Annotated in this window: 15 protein-coding genes; 6 read left to right on the plus strand and 9 right to left on the minus strand. The window is 42.9% G+C overall.

Going from position 1 to position 23,319, the window contains the following annotated elements:
* The 4 genes from B5Y40_RS24810 to B5Y40_RS24825 all read right to left on the minus strand — a co-directional run bounded on the left by B5Y40_RS24810 (position 1) and on the right by B5Y40_RS24825 (position 5,316).
* Positions 1-936 (minus strand): dihydrodipicolinate synthase family protein, encoded by a 936-nt coding sequence (locus B5Y40_RS24810; protein ID WP_079690005.1) that lies wholly within the window; start codon positions 934-936, stop codon positions 1-3.
* Positions 937-1,108: 172 nt separating this feature from the next.
* The gene (locus B5Y40_RS24815; protein ID WP_079689560.1) at positions 1,109-2,914 is read right to left on the minus strand and encodes a M61 family metallopeptidase; all 1,806 of its coding nucleotides are present in this window, start codon (positions 2,912-2,914) and stop codon (positions 1,109-1,111) included.
* The gene (locus B5Y40_RS24820) at positions 2,914-4,356 is read right to left on the minus strand and encodes an APC family permease (protein WP_079689561.1); all 1,443 of its coding nucleotides are present in this window, start codon (positions 4,354-4,356) and stop codon (positions 2,914-2,916) included. The genes B5Y40_RS24815 and B5Y40_RS24820 overlap by 1 nt, the downstream gene beginning before the upstream one ends.
* A 315-nt stretch (positions 4,357-4,671) precedes the next feature.
* The gene (locus B5Y40_RS24825; RefSeq protein WP_079689562.1) at positions 4,672-5,316 is read right to left on the minus strand and encodes a response regulator transcription factor; all 645 of its coding nucleotides are present in this window, start codon (positions 5,314-5,316) and stop codon (positions 4,672-4,674) included.
* A 328-nt stretch (positions 5,317-5,644) separates the two neighbouring features.
* On the opposite strand from B5Y40_RS24825, the gene B5Y40_RS24830 reads away from it, so the two are divergent.
* The 5 genes from B5Y40_RS24830 (at position 5,645) to B5Y40_RS24850 (ending at position 10,700) form a co-directional block, all read left to right on the plus strand.
* Entirely contained in the window at positions 5,645-7,090 is a 1,446-nt protein-coding gene (locus B5Y40_RS24830) for a hypothetical protein (protein WP_079689563.1), read from the plus strand.
* Between the two features lie 117 nt (positions 7,091-7,207).
* The gene (locus tag B5Y40_RS24835; protein ID WP_079689564.1) at positions 7,208-8,317 is read left to right on the plus strand and encodes a sensor histidine kinase; all 1,110 of its coding nucleotides are present in this window, start codon (positions 7,208-7,210) and stop codon (positions 8,315-8,317) included.
* Between the two features lie 27 nt (positions 8,318-8,344).
* The gene (locus tag B5Y40_RS24840) at positions 8,345-9,397 is read left to right on the plus strand and encodes a histidine kinase (RefSeq protein ID WP_079689565.1); all 1,053 of its coding nucleotides are present in this window, start codon (positions 8,345-8,347) and stop codon (positions 9,395-9,397) included.
* 1 nt (position 9,398) lies between these two features.
* Entirely contained in the window at positions 9,399-10,175 is a 777-nt protein-coding gene (locus tag B5Y40_RS24845; RefSeq protein ID WP_079689566.1) for a LytR/AlgR family response regulator transcription factor, read from the plus strand.
* A gap of 81 nt (positions 10,176-10,256) precedes the next feature.
* A complete protein-coding gene (locus B5Y40_RS24850) occupies positions 10,257-10,700 on the plus strand; it encodes a hypothetical protein (protein WP_079689567.1) in 444 nt (147 codons plus the stop codon).
* Positions 10,701-10,784: 84 nt separating this feature from the next.
* Here the strand turns inward: B5Y40_RS24850 and B5Y40_RS24855 are convergent, their stop codons facing one another.
* The 3 genes from B5Y40_RS24855 to B5Y40_RS24865 form a co-directional block, all read right to left on the minus strand.
* A complete protein-coding gene (locus B5Y40_RS24855; RefSeq protein WP_079689568.1) occupies positions 10,785-13,046 on the minus strand; it encodes a transglycosylase domain-containing protein in 2,262 nt (753 codons plus the stop codon).
* Positions 13,047-13,306: 260 nt separating this feature from the next.
* Positions 13,307-14,884 carry a RagB/SusD family nutrient uptake outer membrane protein gene (locus B5Y40_RS24860; RefSeq protein ID WP_079689569.1) on the minus strand — a complete coding sequence of 526 codons (1,578 nt, stop codon included), beginning with the start codon at positions 14,882-14,884 and terminating at the stop codon, positions 13,307-13,309.
* 32 nt (positions 14,885-14,916) lie between these two features.
* Positions 14,917-17,940 (minus strand): SusC/RagA family TonB-linked outer membrane protein, encoded by a 3,024-nt coding sequence (locus tag B5Y40_RS24865; protein WP_079689570.1) that lies wholly within the window; start codon positions 17,938-17,940, stop codon positions 14,917-14,919.
* 342 nt (positions 17,941-18,282) lie between these two features.
* On the opposite strand from B5Y40_RS24865, the gene B5Y40_RS24870 reads away from it, so the two are divergent.
* Positions 18,283-18,840: a DUF4142 domain-containing protein gene (locus B5Y40_RS24870; protein WP_079689571.1), complete on the plus strand. Its 558-nt coding sequence runs from the start codon at positions 18,283-18,285 to the stop codon at positions 18,838-18,840.
* Positions 18,841-18,990: 150 nt separating this feature from the next.
* On the opposite strand, the gene B5Y40_RS24875 is transcribed toward B5Y40_RS24870, so the two are convergent.
* Both B5Y40_RS24875 and B5Y40_RS24880 read right to left on the minus strand, forming a co-directional pair.
* On the minus strand, positions 18,991-22,155 hold the full coding sequence (locus B5Y40_RS24875; protein ID WP_079689572.1) for an efflux RND transporter permease subunit: 3,165 nt from the start codon (positions 22,153-22,155) through the stop codon (positions 18,991-18,993).
* Between the two features lie 20 nt (positions 22,156-22,175).
* The gene (locus tag B5Y40_RS24880; RefSeq protein ID WP_079690006.1) at positions 22,176-23,309 is read right to left on the minus strand and encodes an efflux RND transporter periplasmic adaptor subunit; all 1,134 of its coding nucleotides are present in this window, start codon (positions 23,307-23,309) and stop codon (positions 22,176-22,178) included.
* Positions 23,310-23,319 lie beyond the last annotated feature (10 nt).

Below are 23,319 nucleotides of genomic sequence, written 5' to 3' on the forward strand. Positions count from 1 at the left end.
TTATACTTGTATAGCTTTTTCTTTCTTTTTCAGGTTGAGATAGTCAGGTAATGCTGGGCGATTTTCAATTCCCTCGCGGATGATATTAAGAACCTCTTCGCGTTCTTTACCAATAAGCGTCAATCGCGGAGCGCGCACAGTTTCGGTACCGATCCCGGCCTCTGCTTCCGCAAGTTTTATATACTGCACAAGCTTGCTATAGGTATCAAGTTCGAGCAAGGGCATGAACCAACGGTTAATCTCTACAGCTTCCTGTATACGACCGGCCTTCACCAGTCTATAGATCGCGACTGTTTCCGCAGGGAAAGCACACACTAACCCGGCTACCCAGCCTTTTGCTCCCATCACCAGACTTTCCATGGCGAGGGTATCAACACCACTCATTATGCTGAAGCGGTCTCCGAAGCGATTGATCATGCGCGTAACATTCACCACATCGCGTGTAGATTCTTTTACAGCATCTATATTTTTACAGGCTGCTAGTTCTTCAAACATATCCAGCGTAACTTCAACTTTATAGTCCACGGGATTATTATAGATCATGATCTGAAGATCAGTAGCTTCTGCTATAGCTTTGAAGTATGCAACCGTCTCCCGGTGATCTGATTTATAGCGCATGGGTGGCAACATCATCAATCCGCTCAGACCTGCCTTCGCTGCTGACTCGGCAATCTTTACCGCTTCACGTGTTGAACCTTCTGCAATGTTTAACACCACCGGAACCTTACCCTCTACTTTTTCAAGTGTATATTTCAGTAATGAATTCTTTTCTTCGTTTGTCAATACGCTTGACTCACCCAGCGTTCCTCCGATAATTATTCCATCCACTCCGGCATCAAGCTGTTTATCGATGTTCACACCAAACATATTAAAATCCAACGTGTCATCCTTTGTAAACTTCGTTGTAACGGCTGGAAAAACCCCTTCCCATGTAATCTTCATAAGCTAGTCTATTTGGTTATATATGGCACAAATTTATTACGATGCGTCAGGTAAGTTTTTACCTCGATTAGCAGGTAGTAATACTATATTATCATAGGGAAAAGTAATGAATTTATTACTTTTTAAAACGTAAAAAATACACTTGTTGTAAATAAAAAATCGATGATCAGTTTCGCAGCCAGTCTTTTAAAATCAAAGCCTGAAGTGCATCCGGAGTTTTAAAAGGGGCCATCTCAAACGTATGCAACATACTTTCTCCGACTGTTATTGCCACATCATGCTGTCGTCCGCGGTGTGTATATTGAAGTTTTATAACATCTCCTGCACGAGACGATTTAAGAATTTGCTCAACGTTTTGCCGGTTTGCGCTTTGTTCGTTTACCTTCAGTATGATATCCTGACTGCTAAGACCTGCGTGCCATGCCGGTGAATTCCATTCTACCTGACTGACGATAAGTTTCTCACTTTCATTCTGAAAAGAAACACCCAGGTGTCCTCCTGAAGCTTTATCTGGAGTTACATCTATTGACAATCCTGCATATGCAAGGTACTTACTATAGTCAATCGCTTGGGTGGTGGAAGCGTACTCAAAGATCTCTTGCAAAGAAGTACCGGCTACAGTCTCACAGGTTTGTCTGAACTCATCGTCTGTAAACCCACGTTGCTTCTCTTTGAAATATATAGTATATAACGATCGCATCACATCATCCAGCGATTTTCGGTTTTTGGTTTCATGCCTGATCTTCAAGTCCAGTAGCATGCCTAATACCGCCCCTTTGTTATAGTACGATATAGTGGTGTTAGCGGTGTTGTCGCTTCGGTTAAAGAACTGGATCCAGGTATCAAAACTTGATTCTGTAGCAGATTGAAATAATCTTCCTGGTATATTTTCATATTGAAGTATATCGCCTTGCAGAAACTTCAGCACATCATTTCGGCTGATCAACCCGGCTCGGTTCAGGATCAGGTATTCATAATATACTGTAAAGCCTTCGGATACCCAGAGCATGTTTGTATAATTTTCCTGGTCGTAGTTGAAAGGGCCCAACGCTATCGGCCTAATGGATTTGATGTTATACAAATGAAAATATTCATGCGTCAGAAAATTAAGCCATCGCTTATAGCCTTCAGTGTCCGCATTATTATAGACTGCACCGTTGGAAAACACAGCCGTTGAGTTACTGTGCTCAAGACCGCCTCTGCCCTCTCCCATGATAATGAATGTATAGTGTTTATACGGAATGTCGTTTACAACTTTTACAGCACTCTCGATCATCTGCTTCAGATCACTAGCTAATTTCTGCTTATTAAATTTCTCTGGTTCTTCAAATGCTATAAAGTGCGGTATCCCTTGTACATCAAAAGACAAGATCTCCTGGTTGCCAACGAGTATCGGACTATCGTATAGTACATCAAAGTCTGGCGCTATATAGGTATTGCTTTTACCGGGTACTAAATCAAGCCCTGTAGTAATTTTATTCCACGATTTATACGGTTTGATTTCGATGGTAGAAGGATGCTTTAGTGCTCCATCTATATACATGAAAACACCTGCCGGAGAAATATAGCCTCGTGCTTCATCGAGGAATGGGTCTGCTACAGATTGGGTATTTGCATAAACGTCATACCGGATGGTTACTGTCTTTACTTGTTTTGTTGTAACACGCCATGTGTTCTTGGTGGTCTTCTGCCATGAGAGTAGTTTTCCATCACTCGTCTCTGCACGAAAGCTCACTACATTCCTGGCAAAATTTACAAGCCAGTAATAACCTGGCGTCCACGCAGGAAGTTTGAAATCCAGGTATTCACCTTTCACATCCTCACATGTAAGTGTTATATGATAATAATGTGTATTGGGATTTTCCATGGAGACCGAAAATTTCATCGCACCGCCAACGGTCTGCGCCTTCACCTGGAAGACTGCGAATAGTATTATAATAGTTAAATACCAGAAGTATCTGCTTATGTTCATTACGGTTCAGCAACAGGGACTACTTGATTTTTTCTTTTCAGGATGAAGTAATATACCGGAATGCCCGCCAGGATTATCGCCAGTCCCGGAAATGTATACCGGGTCTCGAAGATGAGTAACAAGACCGCCAGTCCGGAGGCCACGATGATGTAGATGGCCGGCAATACGGGGTAACCAAGAGCTTTATAGGGGCGGTGTATTTCAGGTTTCGTCTTCCGAAGAATATATATACCGATGATGGTGAGTACATAAAAGATGAGTACACCGAAGATTACAAGCGCCAGCAGATCATTATACTTACCGGTTAAGCACAGCGCTGAAGCCCAGATACATTGTAACCACAAGCTATAGGCAGGCACTTCATATTTGTTCAGTACACCCGCTTTGGCAAAGAAGAGATTATCTTTCGCCATGGTATAATATACGCGTGCACCTGCCAGGATCAGTCCGTTATTACAACCAAACGTAGAGATCATAATGGCAATGGCAATGATCATCGTACCCGCAGGACCAAATATATACTCTGCCGCTACAACCCCCACACGATCACTTTTGGCAAAGGCTATAGCATCCAACGGAATTACCGCGAGATACATCAGGTTGGTCAATACATAAATTACGGTAACGATCAGGGTGCCCAACATCAGGCTGAGGCCTATATTTCGCTTGGGATTCTTTACTTCACCGGCAATGAAGGTGATGTTATGCCACGAATCGCTGGAGAATAAAGACCCTTTCATGGCAATGGCAATCGCACCAAAGAATGCAAGGCCTGATAACACTGAAGACACAATATGTCCATTCTCCATGGAAAGTCCTGATGCCGTCCACGGGTTCTGCCAATTCAAATTCCAGGTTTCTGCTTTTGCTCCCCATATAAAGCCGCAGAGTATCAAGGCTGCCAGCGAAATGATTTTAATAATTGTAAGAAAAGTCTGAATGAACGCTCCATTTTTAACACCTCTGCTGTTGATATAGGTTAGCAATACAATCACAGCGATAGACACAAGTTGAGATGCTTTCAATTGGAATCCGCCAATCGATAACAGTATATTTTCTTCACCCACAACCGGGATGAGATATGAAGTAAATTTAGCAAACGCCACACCTACTGCTGCAATGGTACCCGTCTGAATGATGGTAAAGAAAGTCCATCCGTAGAGAAAACCAATGAGTGGGCTATAGGCTTCCCGCAGGTATACATACATTCCTCCAGCTTTCGGATACATTGCCGAAAGTTCACCGTAACTGACGGCAGCGATGATTGTAATTATACCGGTGAGCACCCACATCGCTACCAGGTAACCTGCTCCTCCTACACTGCGTGTAATTTCAGAAGTAACAATAAAAATACCTGAACCAATCATTGATCCGGCAACGATCATGGTTGCGTCAAGCAAGCCGAGGCGAGGTTTAAAATCCTGTTTACTTTCGTTCGTCATGAAAAAATAAATTTTATAGGTGCGTGTTAATTTATGAGTATGGGTCACAACAAAATTAATCGCAAAACGAAGTGGTATAGGACGTTAATTACCTTCCTGTAATACGATTTTCACCTTTGAGGGAGGTTAATGCTATACATTGAAATTCACAAACACATGCACAACAGACAGACGCTGTAGCAACGAGAGCATTCCGGGAAGAAAATGTTCTTTTAAAACGACAGCAAAAATTGAACAGGTGAATACTAAAAGCTAACGCTATAACAAGAAAACAGAAAACACACCTGCCAAAATTCAGAAGTATACATGGTTTATCTAGTCGACTCCGACTGAAACCAATTTGTCATTTAGCGCTTTGCGAACGGCTTCTGATTTAGAATTGACGTTAAGTTTTTTATAGATATTCCGAATGTGTGTCTTGGAGGTTTCCACAGCTATATTTAGCTCGGAAGCAATTTCTGAATAGGTCTTTCCCCGTGTGATCAGTTTGAGTACGTCCGTTTCGCGACTGGAAAGTGGTGTATAGGGGTTCAGGTGAAAAAACTCAAGCACTGTTTTAGCAATAGAGGGGCTTAACACCGCGCCTCCATTTACAATGAGTTCCAGGGAATGAATAAACTCGGGCAGCGCTATATCTTTCAAAATATACCCGCAGATACCAAGACTTAGTACATCATTAATGACCTGAGGAGAATCTACTTCAGTAAATACAATGATGTCTGCCGGATATCGGCTTTTCAATGTTCGTATTCCTTCTACGCCATCCATATCAGAGACTGCTATATCAATGATCACGAGATTCGGGCAGTCACGATGAACTTGCTTTACAGCGTCACTATAAAATTTATAGGAATTCACCAGAGAATATGCTCCACTCCTTTCAATGGTAAAGCTAAGGCCTTCGCGAAGTTTATCATCTTCTTCAATCAGCACAATCCGCTTCTTCAGTTTTCCTATCATGGTTTTTTTATTCTAATATAGTATACCTTAAAGAACAGTACCAACTAAATAGACAAAATAACCAAAAACAATTACTAGCACGATCTTTAGCGGGATAAGCTGAATCACAAAAAAATGTCCACTATACGGTGACAGCGCTTCATGAACATCGCATATAGTATCAAAGAAATCGTTTGCTGAATGTATATAACCTACTTATCGTTCTTTTCCGTGTGTCCGTTTGTACAGTTCAATACATCCGTTTAACACTTCACTACAATACCCTTTCCAGGCTTGAATCTTATCCCCATCCTTGTACCGTTATTAGACTACAACAAATACACAGTATATGAAATATCTTTCGCGCCCCGCGTTACTCATGCTTCCGCTGATCCTGATGCTTGTACGATCAGCACTTGGCCAAACAGAATCGGCATCTTCCAGCTCTAACTATACGCATATAAAAAACGGACGCTATTCGTATTCATCTTCCCGCAATGGAATGGAATTTAATATAGAGATGCGAGGAACCGTTGAGGTAACTGACGATGATCAAGACATCAAATCTATCTCGGACGATGGCTATCTTGAAATCAGCAAGACTTCTTTCGGCAGTAAGCGAACGATTAAAATCGAATCGCTGGGCGGCGGCAAAATGAAAAAAGAATATTACGAAGGCCGCACACTTACATCCTGGGAACAAGGTAAATCATGGCTGGCTGAAATTCTTCCGGAAGTTGTTCGCTCTACCGGTATCTCTGCAGAGAGTCGCCTGAACCGATACTATAAACAAGGTGGCACCACGGCTGCGCTTGCTGAAATCGAAAGATTGGAAAACGATGCTATACGGATCAAGTATGCAAACCTGTTGATGAAGAAACCGCTGCAGCAAAGTGAGTATACTTCCGTTTTAAAATCGGTAACCGACAAAATAGATTCCGATCATTACATCACAGAATTTTTGAAGGCCAACATCAGCAAATTTCTACTGACGAAAGAAGGTGCAACGGCAGTATTTGCTGTTACCAATAAAATGGAATCCGACCACTATAAAACGGAGGTGATCAAACAGGCGCTCCAGGGAACAACCACAACTCCTGAAAACATCACGGTTATCCTTCAATCCGCTGCGAAGATGGAGTCCGACCACTATATCACGGAAGTGCTAACCACTTTGTTAAAGCAGCCTTCGTTTAATGATGCTATACTTGCAGAGTTGATCAATACCACGAAAGCGATGGAGTCTGATCACTATAAAACGGATGTACTTACCAAGACTTTGGATAAACCCGGCATCTCGAAAACTTCTTATCAGCGCCTGATTGAATCCGCTAAAGATATAGAGTCTGATCATTACCTCACGCAGCTTATTACACACCTGGTAAAAAACAAACTCACCAGCGAAACCATCACGGCTACATTTACAATTATAGGTACCATCGAGTCAGACCACTACCGCGCTGACGTGCTCACTACTTTATTACAAAAGCAAGGATTAACGGAAAGCCAGTTTAGCAGTGTGCTGAACTTATGTGGCGCTATAGAAAGTGATCATTATAAAACACAAGTGCTTCAAAAGGCGTTGTCATCAAATACGATCAGTGAAAGTCAATTGATCAGCATCCTGCAGACCACGAAGCGAATTGAGTCCGATCATTACGCAACGGAGGTCCTACTGACCGCTGCACCAAAAGTGAAAACCGGAAGTGGTCCGTTAAAAGACGCATACCGTGACGCGGCCCGCTCAATCTCTTCCGAATCATACTATGGCAGAGCTGTTCGCGCCATTGATTAAACGAGCTATATCTTTCATTACAGTTTCCCTGGCACCAAAGAAAGCAGACTAAAATGATGAAGATTAATAAACTATACATGATGAGCAATTCTTATTTTATAGGTACATTGGTCTGCCATGAATCAACCCGCTTATTATACCAGTATGCGTGAAGGTCTTCGCAGAATTTTTGTGACCATGTTCTTGCCGGCAGTCTTTTCGTTTGTTCTTTATGCCTATCTACACTTTAGCGAAACAGAACGTCCACCCGATGTGGAGAGAGATGCGTTGGGAATATTGTTCAGCATACTGCTGGGTTGTTTATGCGGAGTAGCTTTAAAGTATAGCAATCGGAAACTTGACCGGCTGATTCCATGGAGCAATCAATTCGCAGCACGATTGCTTACCGGATATACTGCCAATGTATTACTGGTTGGTATACTCATCTTCGGAACCGGCACTGCATTGATTTCTGTAGCAGGCCCCGACAGCATCTGGCGAGGATTCTCTTCCAAAGATGAAGACCTGGTGCTGAAAATTCTTATACTCCTGCTTACGATCATGTTCGTCTATAACATTGTGTATGCATTGCTCTTCTCTTACCAGCATTATGCTATCACACAAATCGAAACCTTGCAACGTGATCGCAGGCAGTTAGAGTTGCAGTTTGAAGCATTGAAAAGTCAAATCAGTCCACACTATTTATTCAATAGCCTCAACACTATATCATCACTCATCTTTAAAGATCTTCCTTCTGCAGAACAATTTATTCGTAGACTCGCACAGACGTATCAATTTATACTCACCACGCAACACAAACGATATGTAACGTTACAAGAGGAAGTAGACTTTGTTCAGTCCTATTACTATTTACTCCGGATCCGGTTTCAGCAGCAATTGCATGTGGAGATTAACTTGCCTTCCGGAATTATGAAGAGCAAGATCCCTCCCCTCACCTTGCAGATGCTGGTTGAAAATGCCGTGAAGCATAACCCGATCCGGAGTGACAAAAAACTTTTCATCTATATCAGTGCACAGGATAATTCTTATTTGAGAGTGGTGAATACGAAAACCGGTGTTATTGATAATGTAACATCTTTCCGTGTAGGACTTGAGAATATTCAAAAACGGTATCAGCTCTTTACGGATAAAAAAATAGAAGTACGCGATGATGAAAAATTCAGTGTGTCGCTCCCTCTTATTCATTTGAACGAAAAAACAGAAAGACCTTTCCTGAGACAAGCCTAGCGGCAAACCCGGAATAGTAAATTATATATGAAACAGTATTTTATAAATCATCCCGTTTTCCGGATTGTAGCACCTGCCGTATACGGTGTGCTTATATACCTGCTGACGTTGATGATCAACAACACCGTGGCCCAGGTGAATGACCTCTTCAAAAGCGAAGAAGTATATGTATTCATTGTGCTCACATACCTCACGTTTGAAAGTTGCCGATTCATCATTATCCTGCTAAGGAGATATACCATGCAAAAGCAAATACGCTTTCTGGTACTTATACAAGTTATTACCACAACCTTTATTTCGGTCGGTTTGGCAATGATCTCGCTCAGCCTTTATTTTCAGTACGTAGTTGGGTTCTCCATGAGCGATACCCAGGCACTCATCTTCATCCTTATATTTGTGAGTACAACGCTGCTCTATAACATTCTTTACTTGAGCCACTACTATTTGCAAAAAGAAAACACACTGAAAATACAGTCTGAGATGCAGCAACGTGATATACTGGAAATGGAGATGATTGAATTTCAGCAGGACATTAATCCTGAACTACTATACGAAAGCCTGGAGAGCCTGATTGGTATTATGTATCGTGATATCGATAAAGCAGAAGACTATATTGATTCACTGGCAAGTGCTTACCGGTATGTATTGACCAACCGTCACCAGGAACTTGTGGCGATCAATGCTGAAGTCGAAGCAGGCAAGAACCTGATCAAGATCCTGAATGAAAAATACTTTGGTCAACTGGTCTTTGAGACATCCTTGAAAGAAACAACATCGGATGCACGCCTCATTCCCGGTTCACTTCCAATCATCCTGGAAAGTATAGTCCGTAATAGTATCATTACGCGCTTTGAGCCGTTCGTGATTCAGTGCTATATGGAAGATGAGTATATCATTATCCAAAGTAAATTGAATGACAGGTTACTGCCAGATCAAGGAAGTAAAATTGCATTTAACAGGTTACAGAAATCATATTCACTTTACAGCGATCTGCCATTGATCCAGGTGAAGGCATATCAGGAAAGCTATATTAAACTGCCGGTATTAAAAGTTGAAGAAGGCATCGCTATAATTAAATAACATGAAGGTTGTTATCATTGAAGACGAAATACCCGCGGCAGAAAAACTTGAGCGATACCTGCTGAAATATGATGCGACTATACAAATTATAGCACAGCTTGATTCTGTACAGAGCTCTGTTCCGTGGCTCCAGGAAAACCAGGACAACATCGATCTTATCTTTATGGACATCCAGCTAACGGATGGCCTAAGCTTCCAGATTTTCCAACAAGTGCAGGTGCGTAAGCCTGTTATTTTTACAACAGCCTATAATGAATTCGCTTTGGATGCCTTCAAGGTTAATAGTATAGATTACCTGTTGAAGCCTATCACTTTTACCGATCTTTCTGCAAGTCTGCACAAGCTGAGTGTACTGCGTGAGCAGTTCAGACTATATACGGATCAGTCGCAACGGATCCAGCAGGCCTTTACGGCTTCACGAAGCAATGCGTTCAAAAATCGTTTCATGGTGAAAGTTGGTGAGCATATTCGCTCCATCACTACCGATCAGATCAGCGTGCTATATGCTGAAGGCCGAGATGTATACCTGGTAACGAACCAGAATAAAAAATTCATCATTGACTATACACTTGAATCATTGGAAGATGTGTTGGATCCGCAGGTGTTCTTTCGCATTAACAGAACCTTCATTGTAAATATCAATGCGATTAAAGATGTACTGATTTATTCCAACAGTCGCTTAAAGATTACACTGCTTCAGGAGTTTGACAAGGAAATCATTGTAAGCCGCGAAAAAGTCCAGGACTTCAAAACCTGGTTTGATGGTGCAACAAGATAATCCGCATCCCCTATATATGTGATCTGACAGGTATAACCTTACAGCAAGAAAGTCGTATTTACTTGGCTATACTACTATACCATGTCGGACCTCACCACATCTTTTTTTAAAACGGAAGCAGAGATTCTTCATTTGATCGATGGCTTTAAAAACAGAACCTTACCAATAGAGCAATGGACGCATGAAGCGCACCTCATCACCGCGCTTTGGTTCAATAAAAATTACTCTGAATTTGAGGCCATCTGTTATCTACGAAGCGGAATCATTACTTATAACATCAGCGCAGGTGGCGAGAATACACATGAAAAAGGATACCACGAAACGCTTACACTTTTCTGGAGCAAGATCATCCGCGATTTTATACTGAAGAATGTGAACCTGCCGTTGATAGAACTTTGCGATACGCTTTTCAAAAGTGAGTGGACTTCAAAAGAACTTCCGCTTCAATTCTATACGCGTGAGCTTTTATTTTCAGTACGGGCAAGAGCAACCTGGGTGGAGCCTGACAAACTAAGTCTTCGGTAGTATATATAGCATTTCGGCTATATATACTTTATTACACTGCTCTTCTACGCCTGTACATTTGATTGCGCTTTGCTTACACTACTGCTACTCTATCCTATCGAATTCTGAGGAAGTCTCTTCAGTTTCTTCCGGACATATCAATGATGCACCAAGGCCGGTGGCGGGCTGTGTGAACTCACCTTTCGGAAATCCCAACTCGGAATGACGATAAACCTTCGTCATGAATTTATCGAAGACCGGAAGCGCTGATTTCCCCCCCGAGCCAAAACTCCAGGATGGAAAATGAATACTCCGCTCGTCACCACCCACCCATACTCCGGTAACCAGATTATGTGTTATACCTATATACCAGCCATCGGAAGCATTATCGGTAGTACCCGTTTTGCCACCGACTTGATTGTTATCTACCACTGCGCTGCTTAGTACACGCGAACTTCCGCCTTCTTCTTCCACACCACCGCGGAGCATGTGAATCATTTTATACGCTGTGCGCTCATCAGTAGCCTGCTTTTTCTCGATGGTGAAATTCTGGATAACGTTTCCGTACTTGTCTTCAATGCGGGTGATGTAATAGGGCTTTATATATATACCCAGATTGACAAAACTGCTATACGCTCCTGCCATTTCGAGTAATGAGACATCGCTCGTGCCGAGGCCGAGTGAATATACCGGATCAAGCTTGCTGGTAATTCCCAATCGTTCTGCAAAGGCTGCTATATTTTCAGGCTTCTCGCGCTCCATGAGTTGCATGGTGATGGTATTCAACGACCGCGCCAAAGCTTGCCGCATCGTATATTTCGTGCCGGTTCCATACGTTCCATTCGAGTTCGGCACCCTATAGATCGTTCCGTTCACTTTAATAGAAGGTGATATATCCTGGAACATATCGCAGGGTGAGTAGCCATCTTCTATAGCTTTGCCATATACAAATGCCTTAAACGTAGATCCCGGCTGGCGCTTTGCCTGGCGTACATGATCAAATTTAAAATACGTATGGTTGATCCCTCCAACCCATGCTTTGATCTCACCGGTCTTTGGATTCATAGACACCATTCCGGTTTGAAGGAAACGGTTATAGTATCGCAAGGAATCCATCGTGCTGAGCAATGTATCACGATCTCCACGCCAGGTAAAAACACGCATGTGCTTTTTACGATTCAGTTCGATGCGGACTGAATCATCATCTTTACCATAGTGCTTCACCAGGTTTTTATATAGCTGAAGTCGCTTCACTTTCCGCTCAAGGAAATCCCTCATCTCTGTGCCCTGCGCATTTACCCACGGATTGCGCTGGCCCCAGGCTTTGTCAAAATCGTGTTGAAGTTTGCGCATGTGCTCAGCCATCGCTTCTTCTGCCAGGCGCTGCATGCGACTGTCAATCGTAGTATATATTTTCAATCCGGACTCGACAAGGCTATAGTTATGTTCCTTGCACCACGCCTGCAAATCGTTCTGAAGGATCGTCCGGAAATAGGTTGCTATACCGCTGTTGTGGGTGGGCACAGAAAAATTGAGCAGTAACGGAAGCGTACTGAGCGAATCATACTTCTGTTCAGATATATAGTTATGCTGCGCCAGTTTATATAATACATCATTGCGTTTCTTCTTGGCGCGTTCCGGATAATCAATCGGATTAAAACGGCTGGTCCCTTGCAGCATTCCTACCAATAGTGCTGCTTCCGGTATCGTAAGCGCCTTCGGCTGCTTATTAAAATAAGTTTCGGTCGCTATCTTGATTCCGTATGCATTATTATTAAAAGGCACCGTATTCAGATATAGGGCAATGATCTCCTCTTTTGTAAAAGTCTTTTCAAGCTTTACAGCAATGATCCATTCTTTTGTTTTACTGATCAGTAATTCTACAGGTGTACCCAGCGAAGACAATTTACCCTGGAGTTCTTTGCCTCGTGTTCTGAATAAATTCTTTGCTGTTTGCTGCGTTAATGTACTTCCCCCTCCTTGCGAGTTCAATGTTACAAACCCTTTGAGTACGCGCAGATACGACCAGAAATCCATACCAGCATGTTCATAAAAGCGGTGGTCTTCAGAAATAAGAAGTGTCTTTACCAATAGCGGTGGAAGCTGTTCAAAAGTTACCTGGCTGCGGTTATATGTAAAATACCGTCCGAGTGAAGCACCATCTGCCGAGATAACTTCTGAAGACAAGTCATTCTCCGGGTTCTCGATTTCACGCAAGCTTGGCAACGGCCCGAACAGATCAAATGGATTCTCGATGACGAGGTATACATACAACGGCATGCCTACTACAAAAGCGAAGAAGAGAATCCAGATGGCTTTGACAATCTTTTTGAACCAAGGCTTTTTGATTTGTAAAAAACGACTCATTCGAGACTAAAGGGTTTATGGCAGATACTTCGACAGGTCAATTATCGCCTGAAGTACTTTAATCTTTTCGGAGAAAACAAGGGGCTGGCTATATTTCAAATCTGCCTTCCGGGTATGAGCAACCTTAGAGATAAAAACGGAAAGAATTAGCAATCGCAGAATACGTCTAGTATTAACATATATAGTCTCAAAACGATTACAAAAAAAAAGGGGCTGCCAATAGTTTTGACAAGCCCCCCTAACCCAAATCAAATTATTAATTAGTAACCATCATTTTGCTCCAGTAAAGGATTCAATTGCCTGGCGTTAGTCGGAATCGGATAAAGACGTTTTCGCACATCTGTATCAGTTTTGAATCCCCACGAATTCTCGAACTTCCCGAAGCGAATCATATCATTCCGATGCCAATTCTCTCCTACAAATTCGCGTGTGCGTTCTTCATATATAAATTCAAGATCTACGTCCGCCAATGCATCGGCAGTCGTGCGCTTGCTGCGTACTTCATTTACCAATGACACGGGTGTATGTCCCTGGGTTGCCGTTCCGCCACGCAAAATTGCTTCCGCTTTCATTAGCAGTATATCTGAGTAACGGAAGACTGGTAGATCTGTATTTTGATTCCGGTTCGATGAAGTGCTATCCGGATAATACTTTATACTTCTATACCCCATGTTCCATGACTTCTCATCGTTACCAGTATCAAACGGACGCGAACCGCGGAGCTCAATATCAGGTGTCAGTTCAACGTGATATACAATAGGATCTTTTGCATCTGATCCGGTATACGTTTCATCAAAACCAATTTTGGTAGTATTCACGGTAATGGGTGTGCCATTGAAGAAATATTGCTTACCCGTTAACCAAAGTTGTGTACGGATATCATCCGGGTCATCGAAGTATGCATAGAACGATGGGATCGTACTCATCGGTGCACTCGGATCGTAGTTCAAACTATATTTCTTCCTTAAGGAACGTGGCAGCCAATACCGGTTATAAAGCATATAGCCATTGGGTGTTGTGGGATTAAAAGGAACTGCAAAGATGAATTCCTTTATGGACGGACCATTGTTAAAGAAAAACATTTTCTTATAGTCACTCTCCACCAGGTAATCTCCTGCGTTGATCACACTGTCGCATGCAATGATAGCATCGTTCAACCGATTCGTTCCGTTATATACCGTAGCATTGAGATACATCTTGGCGAGCAAGGCATAGGCGGTATATTTATTCGGACGGCCATACGTTGGCAAGCCAGTCTCACGGCTTAAGTATGGAAGGGATTCCTGGATTTCATTTTCTATAAATGTAAATACTTCTTCACGGGGTGTTGTGCCGGGTGGTGTAACATCACCGAATTTTGTCACAACCGGTATATTTCCCCACAGGTCCATCATCATATAGTATGTCAATGCACGCAACACGCGAAGTTCGGCTATCGCTTTAAGTCTATCGGCATCATCACCTTCACCGATGAGCTCAAGCACTTTGTTTGTATTGGCAATCACGTTGCTCAGATAATTCCAGGCGTCCAACACGAAACCGTGGTCGGCTGTCCAGGTATGTTTATGAAGTTGCTCATAGCGCCCTTGATCGTACCAGTTCCCACCACGTGCAGGCATAATGGATTCATCGGTGCTGAGTGTTTGCAAGAACCAATACTTGACTGCATAGTCAAAACGGAATGCGCTATAGGCAGCCGCTGCTGCCGCTACAAAGTGTTCTTCACGGGTAGGAAAGTTATCCTCCGTTAATTGTGTAGATATATCCAGCTCAAGATCATGACACGAATTGAGTGTTGTAGCAAGAAGGATTACGAGTATATATTTTATACGTTTCATTGGATTAATTTTTAGGTTCAACTCAGGCCGCATTAAAACGAAGCATTTACGCCTACCAGGAATGTGCGAGTCTTCGGATAAAAATTCCGGGCATCCACACCGGGTGCGGTACCACCTTGGTTGATCTCCGGATCTATACCTTTATAGTTGGTTATCAAAAACAAGTTATTAACCGAAACATATAGGCGTAATCGCTTAACGTCCTGTCCCAGGTTTTTGAAATTATACCCCAGCGTTGCATTGTCCAATCGCACATAATTTCCACTTTCCATAAAGCGTGAAGAGTAACGATACGAGTTAAAATCATTTACAGATTCAGATGCAGCATCCACAGGGATGTTGTTGATCGTTGCTGTACCGGGTCTGAATAAATCAGCGCGCGTTACGTTCATGATCTTGTTTCCAAAAACGCCACGGAAGAAAAGATTCAGATCGAAATTTTTATAGCGGAGATTGTTTGTCCAGCCCAGCAATAATTTAGGTTGCGCATTGCCGAGAACCTGGTAATCAGCAACAGACAACTGCGTTGGATCCGAAGTTAACGTGCCATCACTGTTTACATATTGCGAAACACCACTCTCATTTTTTCCGGCATATTTATAGGTATAGAATGTACCAATCGGTTGTCCACTCATCAAAACCTGGATTGATGCCCCGGATTGTCCACCGCCATCAGGTGTAAAGATCCGTATACTATCGGCTTTGAAAACATCGTTCGATAGCGTTACAATCTTGTTTTTATTATGCGCCAGGTTAAGCGTAGTGTGCCAGCTGAAATCAGCTTTGCTTACTACGTTCGAACTCAGCGATAGCTCATATCCTCTATTGGATACTTCACCTACGTTAGCAACCAGTTGTGAATACAAATACTGGTTTGTATTTACAGGGTAAGGATATATAACATCGGTTGTACGTTTGTCATATACTTCTAACGAGCCACTCACCTTATCTGATAGTATAGAAAAATCAAGACCTATATTGGCCGTTGCTGTTTTCTCCCAACGCAAATCAGGGTTTTCATTTTGAATAGCACTGATGGCATTGATCGTGTTGCCCAGGTATTCCGTTGTACCTACAAAGCCATAGAGCAATCTTGAAGTATAGGCGTTAAACCCTGATGAGTTCCCTGTAACACCGTAGCTGGCGCGCAGCTTCAGGTCACTAACTATACTTACATTGTCCATAAATGCTTCTTTGGAAATTCTCCATCCTGCACCAACGGATGGAAAGTATCCCCACCGGTGATTTACACCAAATGCAGATGAGCCATCTCTTCGCACTGATACCTGGAGCAAGAAGCGTTCGTCATAATCATATTTAACGCGAACGAAATTAGAGATCAACCGTATTTGATCATATAGACTTGGTCCGTAGTTCACACGAAAATCTTTGATCGCATAGGGATTACCGAGACCTAAGTTATTATAGGTTAAATCATCTGTTAGGAAATTGGTGCTGGAGGCTTGAAAGCCATCACCATTTGTATTCTCTTGCCAGGAGTAGCCCAGTACGGCATTCACAGCGTGTCTGCCGAATTCTTTATCCCAGGATATATAGTTCTCAAAAATGATATTGGTATACTGATACGTATTGCGCACGGCTAATCCATCTCTACCGGTAATGTTAATACTCGTTGGATTTTCCGGAGGATCGGGTGTACTTCTTACGCTCTCAAATGTATTGGTAAAGTAACTATTGTAGTACGCGCCATAATTTGTCGTTAACCTCTGATAGGAAGCCTGAAGATTATACTTCAGGTTGAAAGGCAATTGAAGTTGTGCACTGAACGATCCTAATATAGTATTGTACTTGGAACGCTCCTCTGCATTTTCCAGCATAGCCACAGGGTTGTAATCGTTGTTATGGTTATTGCTGGTAAATTCGAAATACGTATTATCAGCGTTTCGCACAGGAACCGTTGGCAGAAAACTTACCATCTGCGATAATACAGTATTGCGATAAGGAATATATTTAGCATCGCTGAATGAATTTGTTAACGAGATGCCTAGCTTCAGTTTATCACGGAATGCTTTCTGTTCTACAGCCAGCTTTGCTATAATTCTTTTCAGACCGCTTTCGCGAATCACACCCTCCTGGTTAAAGTAATTCAGACTCGCGATATAGGTTGTTTTATCGCCACCGCCACTCAGGGAAAGATTATGATTATGCGAAACCGCTGTGCTGCGTTGCACTTCCTTCTGCCAGTTGGTGTTTGCGCCAACGTCATCAGCCGGATTGAATGCAAGTCCGTTATCCGTTACAAAATTACGGAGTTGATTTGCATCCATCATTTCATATTCATGCGACACTTTGTCGATGCCAACATAGCCGCTATAGGTTAACAAGCCTTCCCCTTTTGTCGGACGTTTCGTCGTGACTATAATTACACCATTCGCGCCACGGTTTCCATATATAGCAGTGGCGGAAGCATCCTTCAATACATCAATAGAAGTTATATCATCCGGTGCAATAAGGGATATATCTGCACCTATAACACCATCAATCACAAACAATGGTGACTGCGCTCCGTCACGCAACGTAGAGGCTCCACGCAGAACAATAGCGGCTGCACGGTTTGGATCTCCACTCCGTGATATATTAAGACCTGGTACTTTTCCCTGCAGCAGTTGCCCTACATCACTGATGGCACCGCGATTCAAATCTTCTGTCTTAATAGTACTGATTGCACTCGTAAGATTTTTACGCGACTCTGTTCCATATCCAACCACCACAATTTCAGTCAAGGTGGTAATATCTTCCATCAAGAGCATATCAATTACAGTCCTTCCATTGACAGGAACTTCCTCTGCAAGAAAGCCTATAAATGAAAACACGAGCGTTGCACTTTCATTCGGCACGGTAATAAAATAATTTCCATCGGCATCCGTAGTAGCACCACTGCCAGTACCTTTTACCTGAATGGAAACGCCTGGCAGAGGGCCATCGCTCGAAGTAACTTTTCCTTTGACTTGCAGCGTATTTTGTGCCGCTACATCATCACTTAAAAATCCGGTTATACTAAATAACAGGATTAACCATAGGTACAATTTTCTCATAGGCTTCATTGAGTTTGGGTAAACAATCGTGAATTCAACACGATACGAACATGACAATTAAACAGCAGTTATTCCAACGCAATTCATACTTTACTTACGAAACCGGTTTCGCAGAGTATATTGCTATATGCAACTTCTTCGCAACACATTGCGAAGAAGTGCAAAGAGAAACTTAGATATATAGGTTGTAACACACAATTAATGATATTATTCCTCAGATGCTTGTTACAGGAGACATAACATTGACACTTTCTCGATGATTAAGTATACATACTACTACCCACAACGTTATTATATGTGTTTAGGCATAGTATTTTAAATTAAGCTTTAAAATATAGCTACATGAAAAAGCCAAAGCACACTATATTGCTCTTCACAGTAACACTGGCAGGTATATGGGGATGTGCTACATCTGATAGAGACAATGTGGACAAGGCACAAAAAATAAATGCGCAGAAAGTTACAAGTGAAGATGTATCTGAGTTTCTAACGGAGGCGGCAGACGCACGCATGATGGGAATAGAAGAAGGAAAGCTTGCCAGAGAACGTGCTACTTCCAAAGCTATACAAGAGTATGGCGAATGGATGATTCGCGATCAGAAAAAGTTATTGGCTGAAATCAAAAAACTTGCAGCCGAGAAAGAGATCGAACTGCCACAAACAATAAGTGAAGATAAAAAAGACGGACTTGAAGACCTGAAGAGAAAGCGTGACAGAGATTTCGATCGAAAATTCTACAGGATGATGAAGATCGATCACAAACGCGATCTTAAGGAATTTGAAGAAGCCATAAAACTCAATGATGTTGAAGTAGCCGACTTTGCAGCAAAATATACTCCCGTTATCAAGGCGCACCTTGAACATTTAAAGAATATTAATCCTCAGCAAGCAGAACTTTGAGACTCGTAAAAAAGTAGAGCGAAGATAATAATAGAAGGATATATGGGGATCTAAATATTTATATTGGAGACTTAAGGCGTCAGGGTACAAAAAATAAAGGGTGTAATCTTCATTACACCCTTCTCTTTATATATTAAAATCTTTATCCTTCTAAATGTCTGGCGTGGATTGCGTTGTTTCGCGGAGCTCTGCCAGTTTTTTCTTCCCATAGGCCAACCGTGTTATCACGACATACAGCACCGGTACTATAAATATAGCAAGAAAGGTCGCTGCGATCATTCCACCAATAACAGTCCAGCCGATAGTTTGACGTGCAACAGCACCCGCACCGGAAGCAAGGGCCAGTGGAAATACCCCGAGTATGAATGCAAGCGAAGTCATGATGATTGGACGCAGACGAAGCTTCACAGCGTCAATGGTTGCCTCGATCAACTCCATTCCTCTGTCTACACGTTCTTTTGCAAACTCGACAATCAGGATCGCATTTTTCGCGGCCAGACCGATCAACGTAATCAAACCGATCTGAGCATATATATTATTACTCAGCTTGGGCAAAAACGTCAGCGCCAGGATGGCTCCGAATGCACCCAACGGTACGGCTAACATGATTGAGAACGGTACAGACCAACTCTCATACAAGGCAGCCAATAATAACAGCACGACTACGATCGATAATGCAAAAATGACAATGGTGCTGTTACCTGCGGCAAGTTCTTCGCGACTTAATCCAGAAAAATCGTAACCATACCCGGCAGGGAGAACTTCTTTGGCTACTTCCTGCAAGGCCGCCAATGCCTGTCCACTGCTATAACCCGTAGCAGCATTACCGTTAATCTCTGCAGATCGGAAAAGATTATAGTGTGATATAACCGGAGCACTTTCCACAACACTATAAGACACGAGCGCACTCAATGGGACCGATGCGCCTTCGCGATTCAACACATAGAATTGTTTCAGGTCATTTATATCGTCACGATACACTGTATCGGCTTGTGCCACTACTCTGAAGTTCCTGCCGTAACGGGTAAAATCATTTACATACTGACTTCCCATATAGGAGGACATGGTTGTGAAAACATCCGATAATGACACACCAAGCTTCTTCACTTTCTCCCGATCCACTTCAACATGATATCCCGGTGTTTTTGCTGTAAAGAAACTATATGCCATTTGAATTTCCGGGCGCTGATTTGCCTTCATCAGGAATTGTCCCAATGTGCGCTCAAACTCTTTTATATCCGTGCCCGCCTTTTGTTCGAGCATGAAACTGAAACCGCCGGTTTGTCCTAGCCCGGGTATAGCAGGTGGTGGTACAATGATGATGTTGGCTTCTTTGATTGCTGCAAACTTCTGCTGCAGCTGTGCAATGACACCAAACAATTGCTGTGACGGATCTTCACGCTCACTCCACGGGCGAAGCTGAATGAAGTATGTACCACTGTTAGGTTTGAATGAAAAGTTGATTGCGTTCAATCCACCTATACCTGTATAGTTTTTAATTGCAGGTACTTCGCGAATCATGTCTGATAATTTCGCCATCAGATCTCGGGTACGTGAAGAGGACGATCCTTCCGGTAACTCAAACGAGATGAACAGTCGTCCTTCATCTTCCGTAGGAATGAAACCTGTAGGTTTATTTTGAAAGAGTGCAAATGTACCTACATATATACAAGCGAGTATAATCAGCGCAAGCGGCATAAGACGAATGCTGTGTCGTACACCATGCGAGTAATTTTCAGTGGTTTTTCCAAACCATCCGTTAAACTTGAAGAAGAGTCTATTCAATCCGCGCGAATCTTTATTAACGTTCATGGGCCTCAGCATCAGTGAGCACAATGCCGGTGTAAGCGTTAACGCGACAAATGCAGAGATCAACACAGATATAGCGATGGTGATCGCAAATTGCTGGTACAAACGTCCAACTATACCTGGAATGAAACCAACGGGAATAAACACGGCCGCCAAAATCAAGGCTATAGCGATTACCGGTGCCGTTATATCTTTCATCGCCTTTCGCGTTGCTTCCTTGGCGGAAAGTTTTTCATGATCTATATAGTGCTGCACCGCTTCCACCACCACAATGGCATCATCCACCACAATACCAATGGCGAGTACAAAGCCGAACAGCGTCAGTGTATTGATAGTAAACCCTAAGGGTATAAAGAATATGAACGTTCCTACAATGGATACAGGAATCGCGAGTACTGGTACTAATGTAGCACGCCAGCTTTGCAGGAAAACAAATACAACGATGGTCACTAACAGTAACGCTTCTACCAGTGTGTGTACCACTTCTTCAATGGAAACCTCTACAACAGAAACGGACTCAAATGAAACTACATAATCAACATCGGCCGGGAATGCAGCTTTGAGTTCTTCCAGTGCTGCATACACTCCGTCAGCAGTAGCCAAGGCGTTGCTTCCGGGAGCCTGGTATATTAACAACATGGCCGCTGGTTTTCCATTGATCGCAGAGAACCGTCCGTAATCAAATCGTCCGAAATCTATACGGGCTACATCTTTGAGATATACCAGTGATCCGTCTTTCGGGTTTGTGCGAACAATAATATTTTCAAATTCTTCCTGCGTGGACAGCCGGCCATTTACGGTTATCGGATACTCAAACGTCTGAGAGTTATACTGTGGCATACCTCCTACCGTTCCTGCAGCCACTTGTAAGTTCTGCTCCTGAATGGCAGCCGTGATTTCGCGGGCTCCAATGCTGTACTGGGCAAGTTTATCCGGTTTCAGCCAAACGCGCATACTAAAATCCTGTCCGAGGGCATTGATATCCCCGACACCGGGAACACGCAGTAATGCATCGCGTACAAATATATTGGTATAGTTGTCCAGATATTCTACAGTATGCGAGCCTTTCGGTGAATATATACCCACCACCATCATGATGCTGGGATTCCTTTTTCGTACTACCATTCCCAATCTCCGTACTTCTTCCGGAAGTCTTGGTTCGGCGATGCTCACACGGTTTTGTACATCCAGTGTAGCAATGTTAACGTCCGTTCCAACTTCAAACGTAACGTTCATTTGCATTTGCCCGGTACTCGTACTGTTCGAGCTCATATACATCATACCCGGTGTACCATTCACCTGTGTCTCCACCGGAGTGGCCACGGTTTGTTCAACCGTCTGTGCATCGGCTCCGGTATAGTTACCCGATATAGAAACTACGGGTGGTGTTATATCCGGATATTGCGTCACTGGCAAATTAATCATCGCCAGGATTCCTACTAATAAAATCAGCAGGGATATAACGATCGAAGTGACCGGTCTCTTTATAAATACATCTGAGATCATGTGCTTTTATATTTACTTCGTTATTTCGCTGCATTAGGTTGAGGTGTTCCTGCGGGTGGTCCTACCTGAACCTTCGCTCCCTGGCGCAGTCGTTGAATACCTTCTGTTACAATCGTCTCTCCATCTTTCAAACCATCACGTACTACAACGGATTGCTGCAGTCTCGTTCCTAATACAAGTCTGCGTTGCTGAACAGAATCACCTTGCACTACATATACATAATACTCACCCATCTGTTCGGTAACAGATTTATAGGGTATAACAACCTGCTCGCCTATATCCTGATTCAGAACATTCACGTTGACTGTCATGCCGGGAAAGAGTTCGCGTTTCGGATTCGGAAAAGTTAACCGCACGGTAATCGTTCCGCTTTGTCTTCCTATCGCACGATCGATTGCCATAAGTTTACCGGGATGTTCGTACCGTACGCCATCTGAAAAAGTCAGTGTAAAAAGAGAGTCGATCGTACTGCTGCGAAGTCTATTGAATCTAGGAAGCTCACCTTCGTTGATCACAAAATCAGTCGCCATAGGATCTTCTGAAGATATAGTGTTGAGCAACGGTTGGCCTGGTGAAACCTGAGCGCCTATCCGCACTTGTGATATACCAATTGTTCCGTCAAACGGTGCTGTAATCACAGAGTAATTATAGTCTGTGGAAGCACTTGATAACTGAGCCTCAGCAGAAGCCAATTGTGATTCAGCAGTTTGATAATCTGCCCGTGCGTAATCTACCTGTTGACGGGCTATAGCTTCTTTCTCCAATAATCTTTCATACCGGTCGAGATCTTGCTTTACTCTTTGAAGATTTGCTTTTGCACTTTGAACATTGGCTTGCGCCTGACGTATTGCTGCCTGATATTTACTTCTGTCAATCTCGTACAGTTTTTGTCCGCGCGTTACTTTCTGCCCGTCCTTTACATATATACTGGTAATATACCCCGATACCTGTGGACGCAATTCAACTTCGTTGATCGGCACAACGGTAGCCGGGTATACATCTGTACCGGTTACCCTTCCCGAGGTCACTTTCAGAACGTTTACCGGAACTGCAGGCGGAGGGCCTTGCTGCTTCTTCTGTGGATTTCCACATCCATATAGGAACGACAGAATGGTAAGGGTTGCGAATAGCTGGTGTAAATGATATTTTATCATATCGGTATAG

The sequence above is a fragment of the Ohtaekwangia koreensis genome (assembly GCF_900167975.1).
In the GTDB taxonomy this organism is placed as follows: domain Bacteria; phylum Bacteroidota; class Bacteroidia; order Cytophagales; family Cyclobacteriaceae; genus Ohtaekwangia; species Ohtaekwangia koreensis.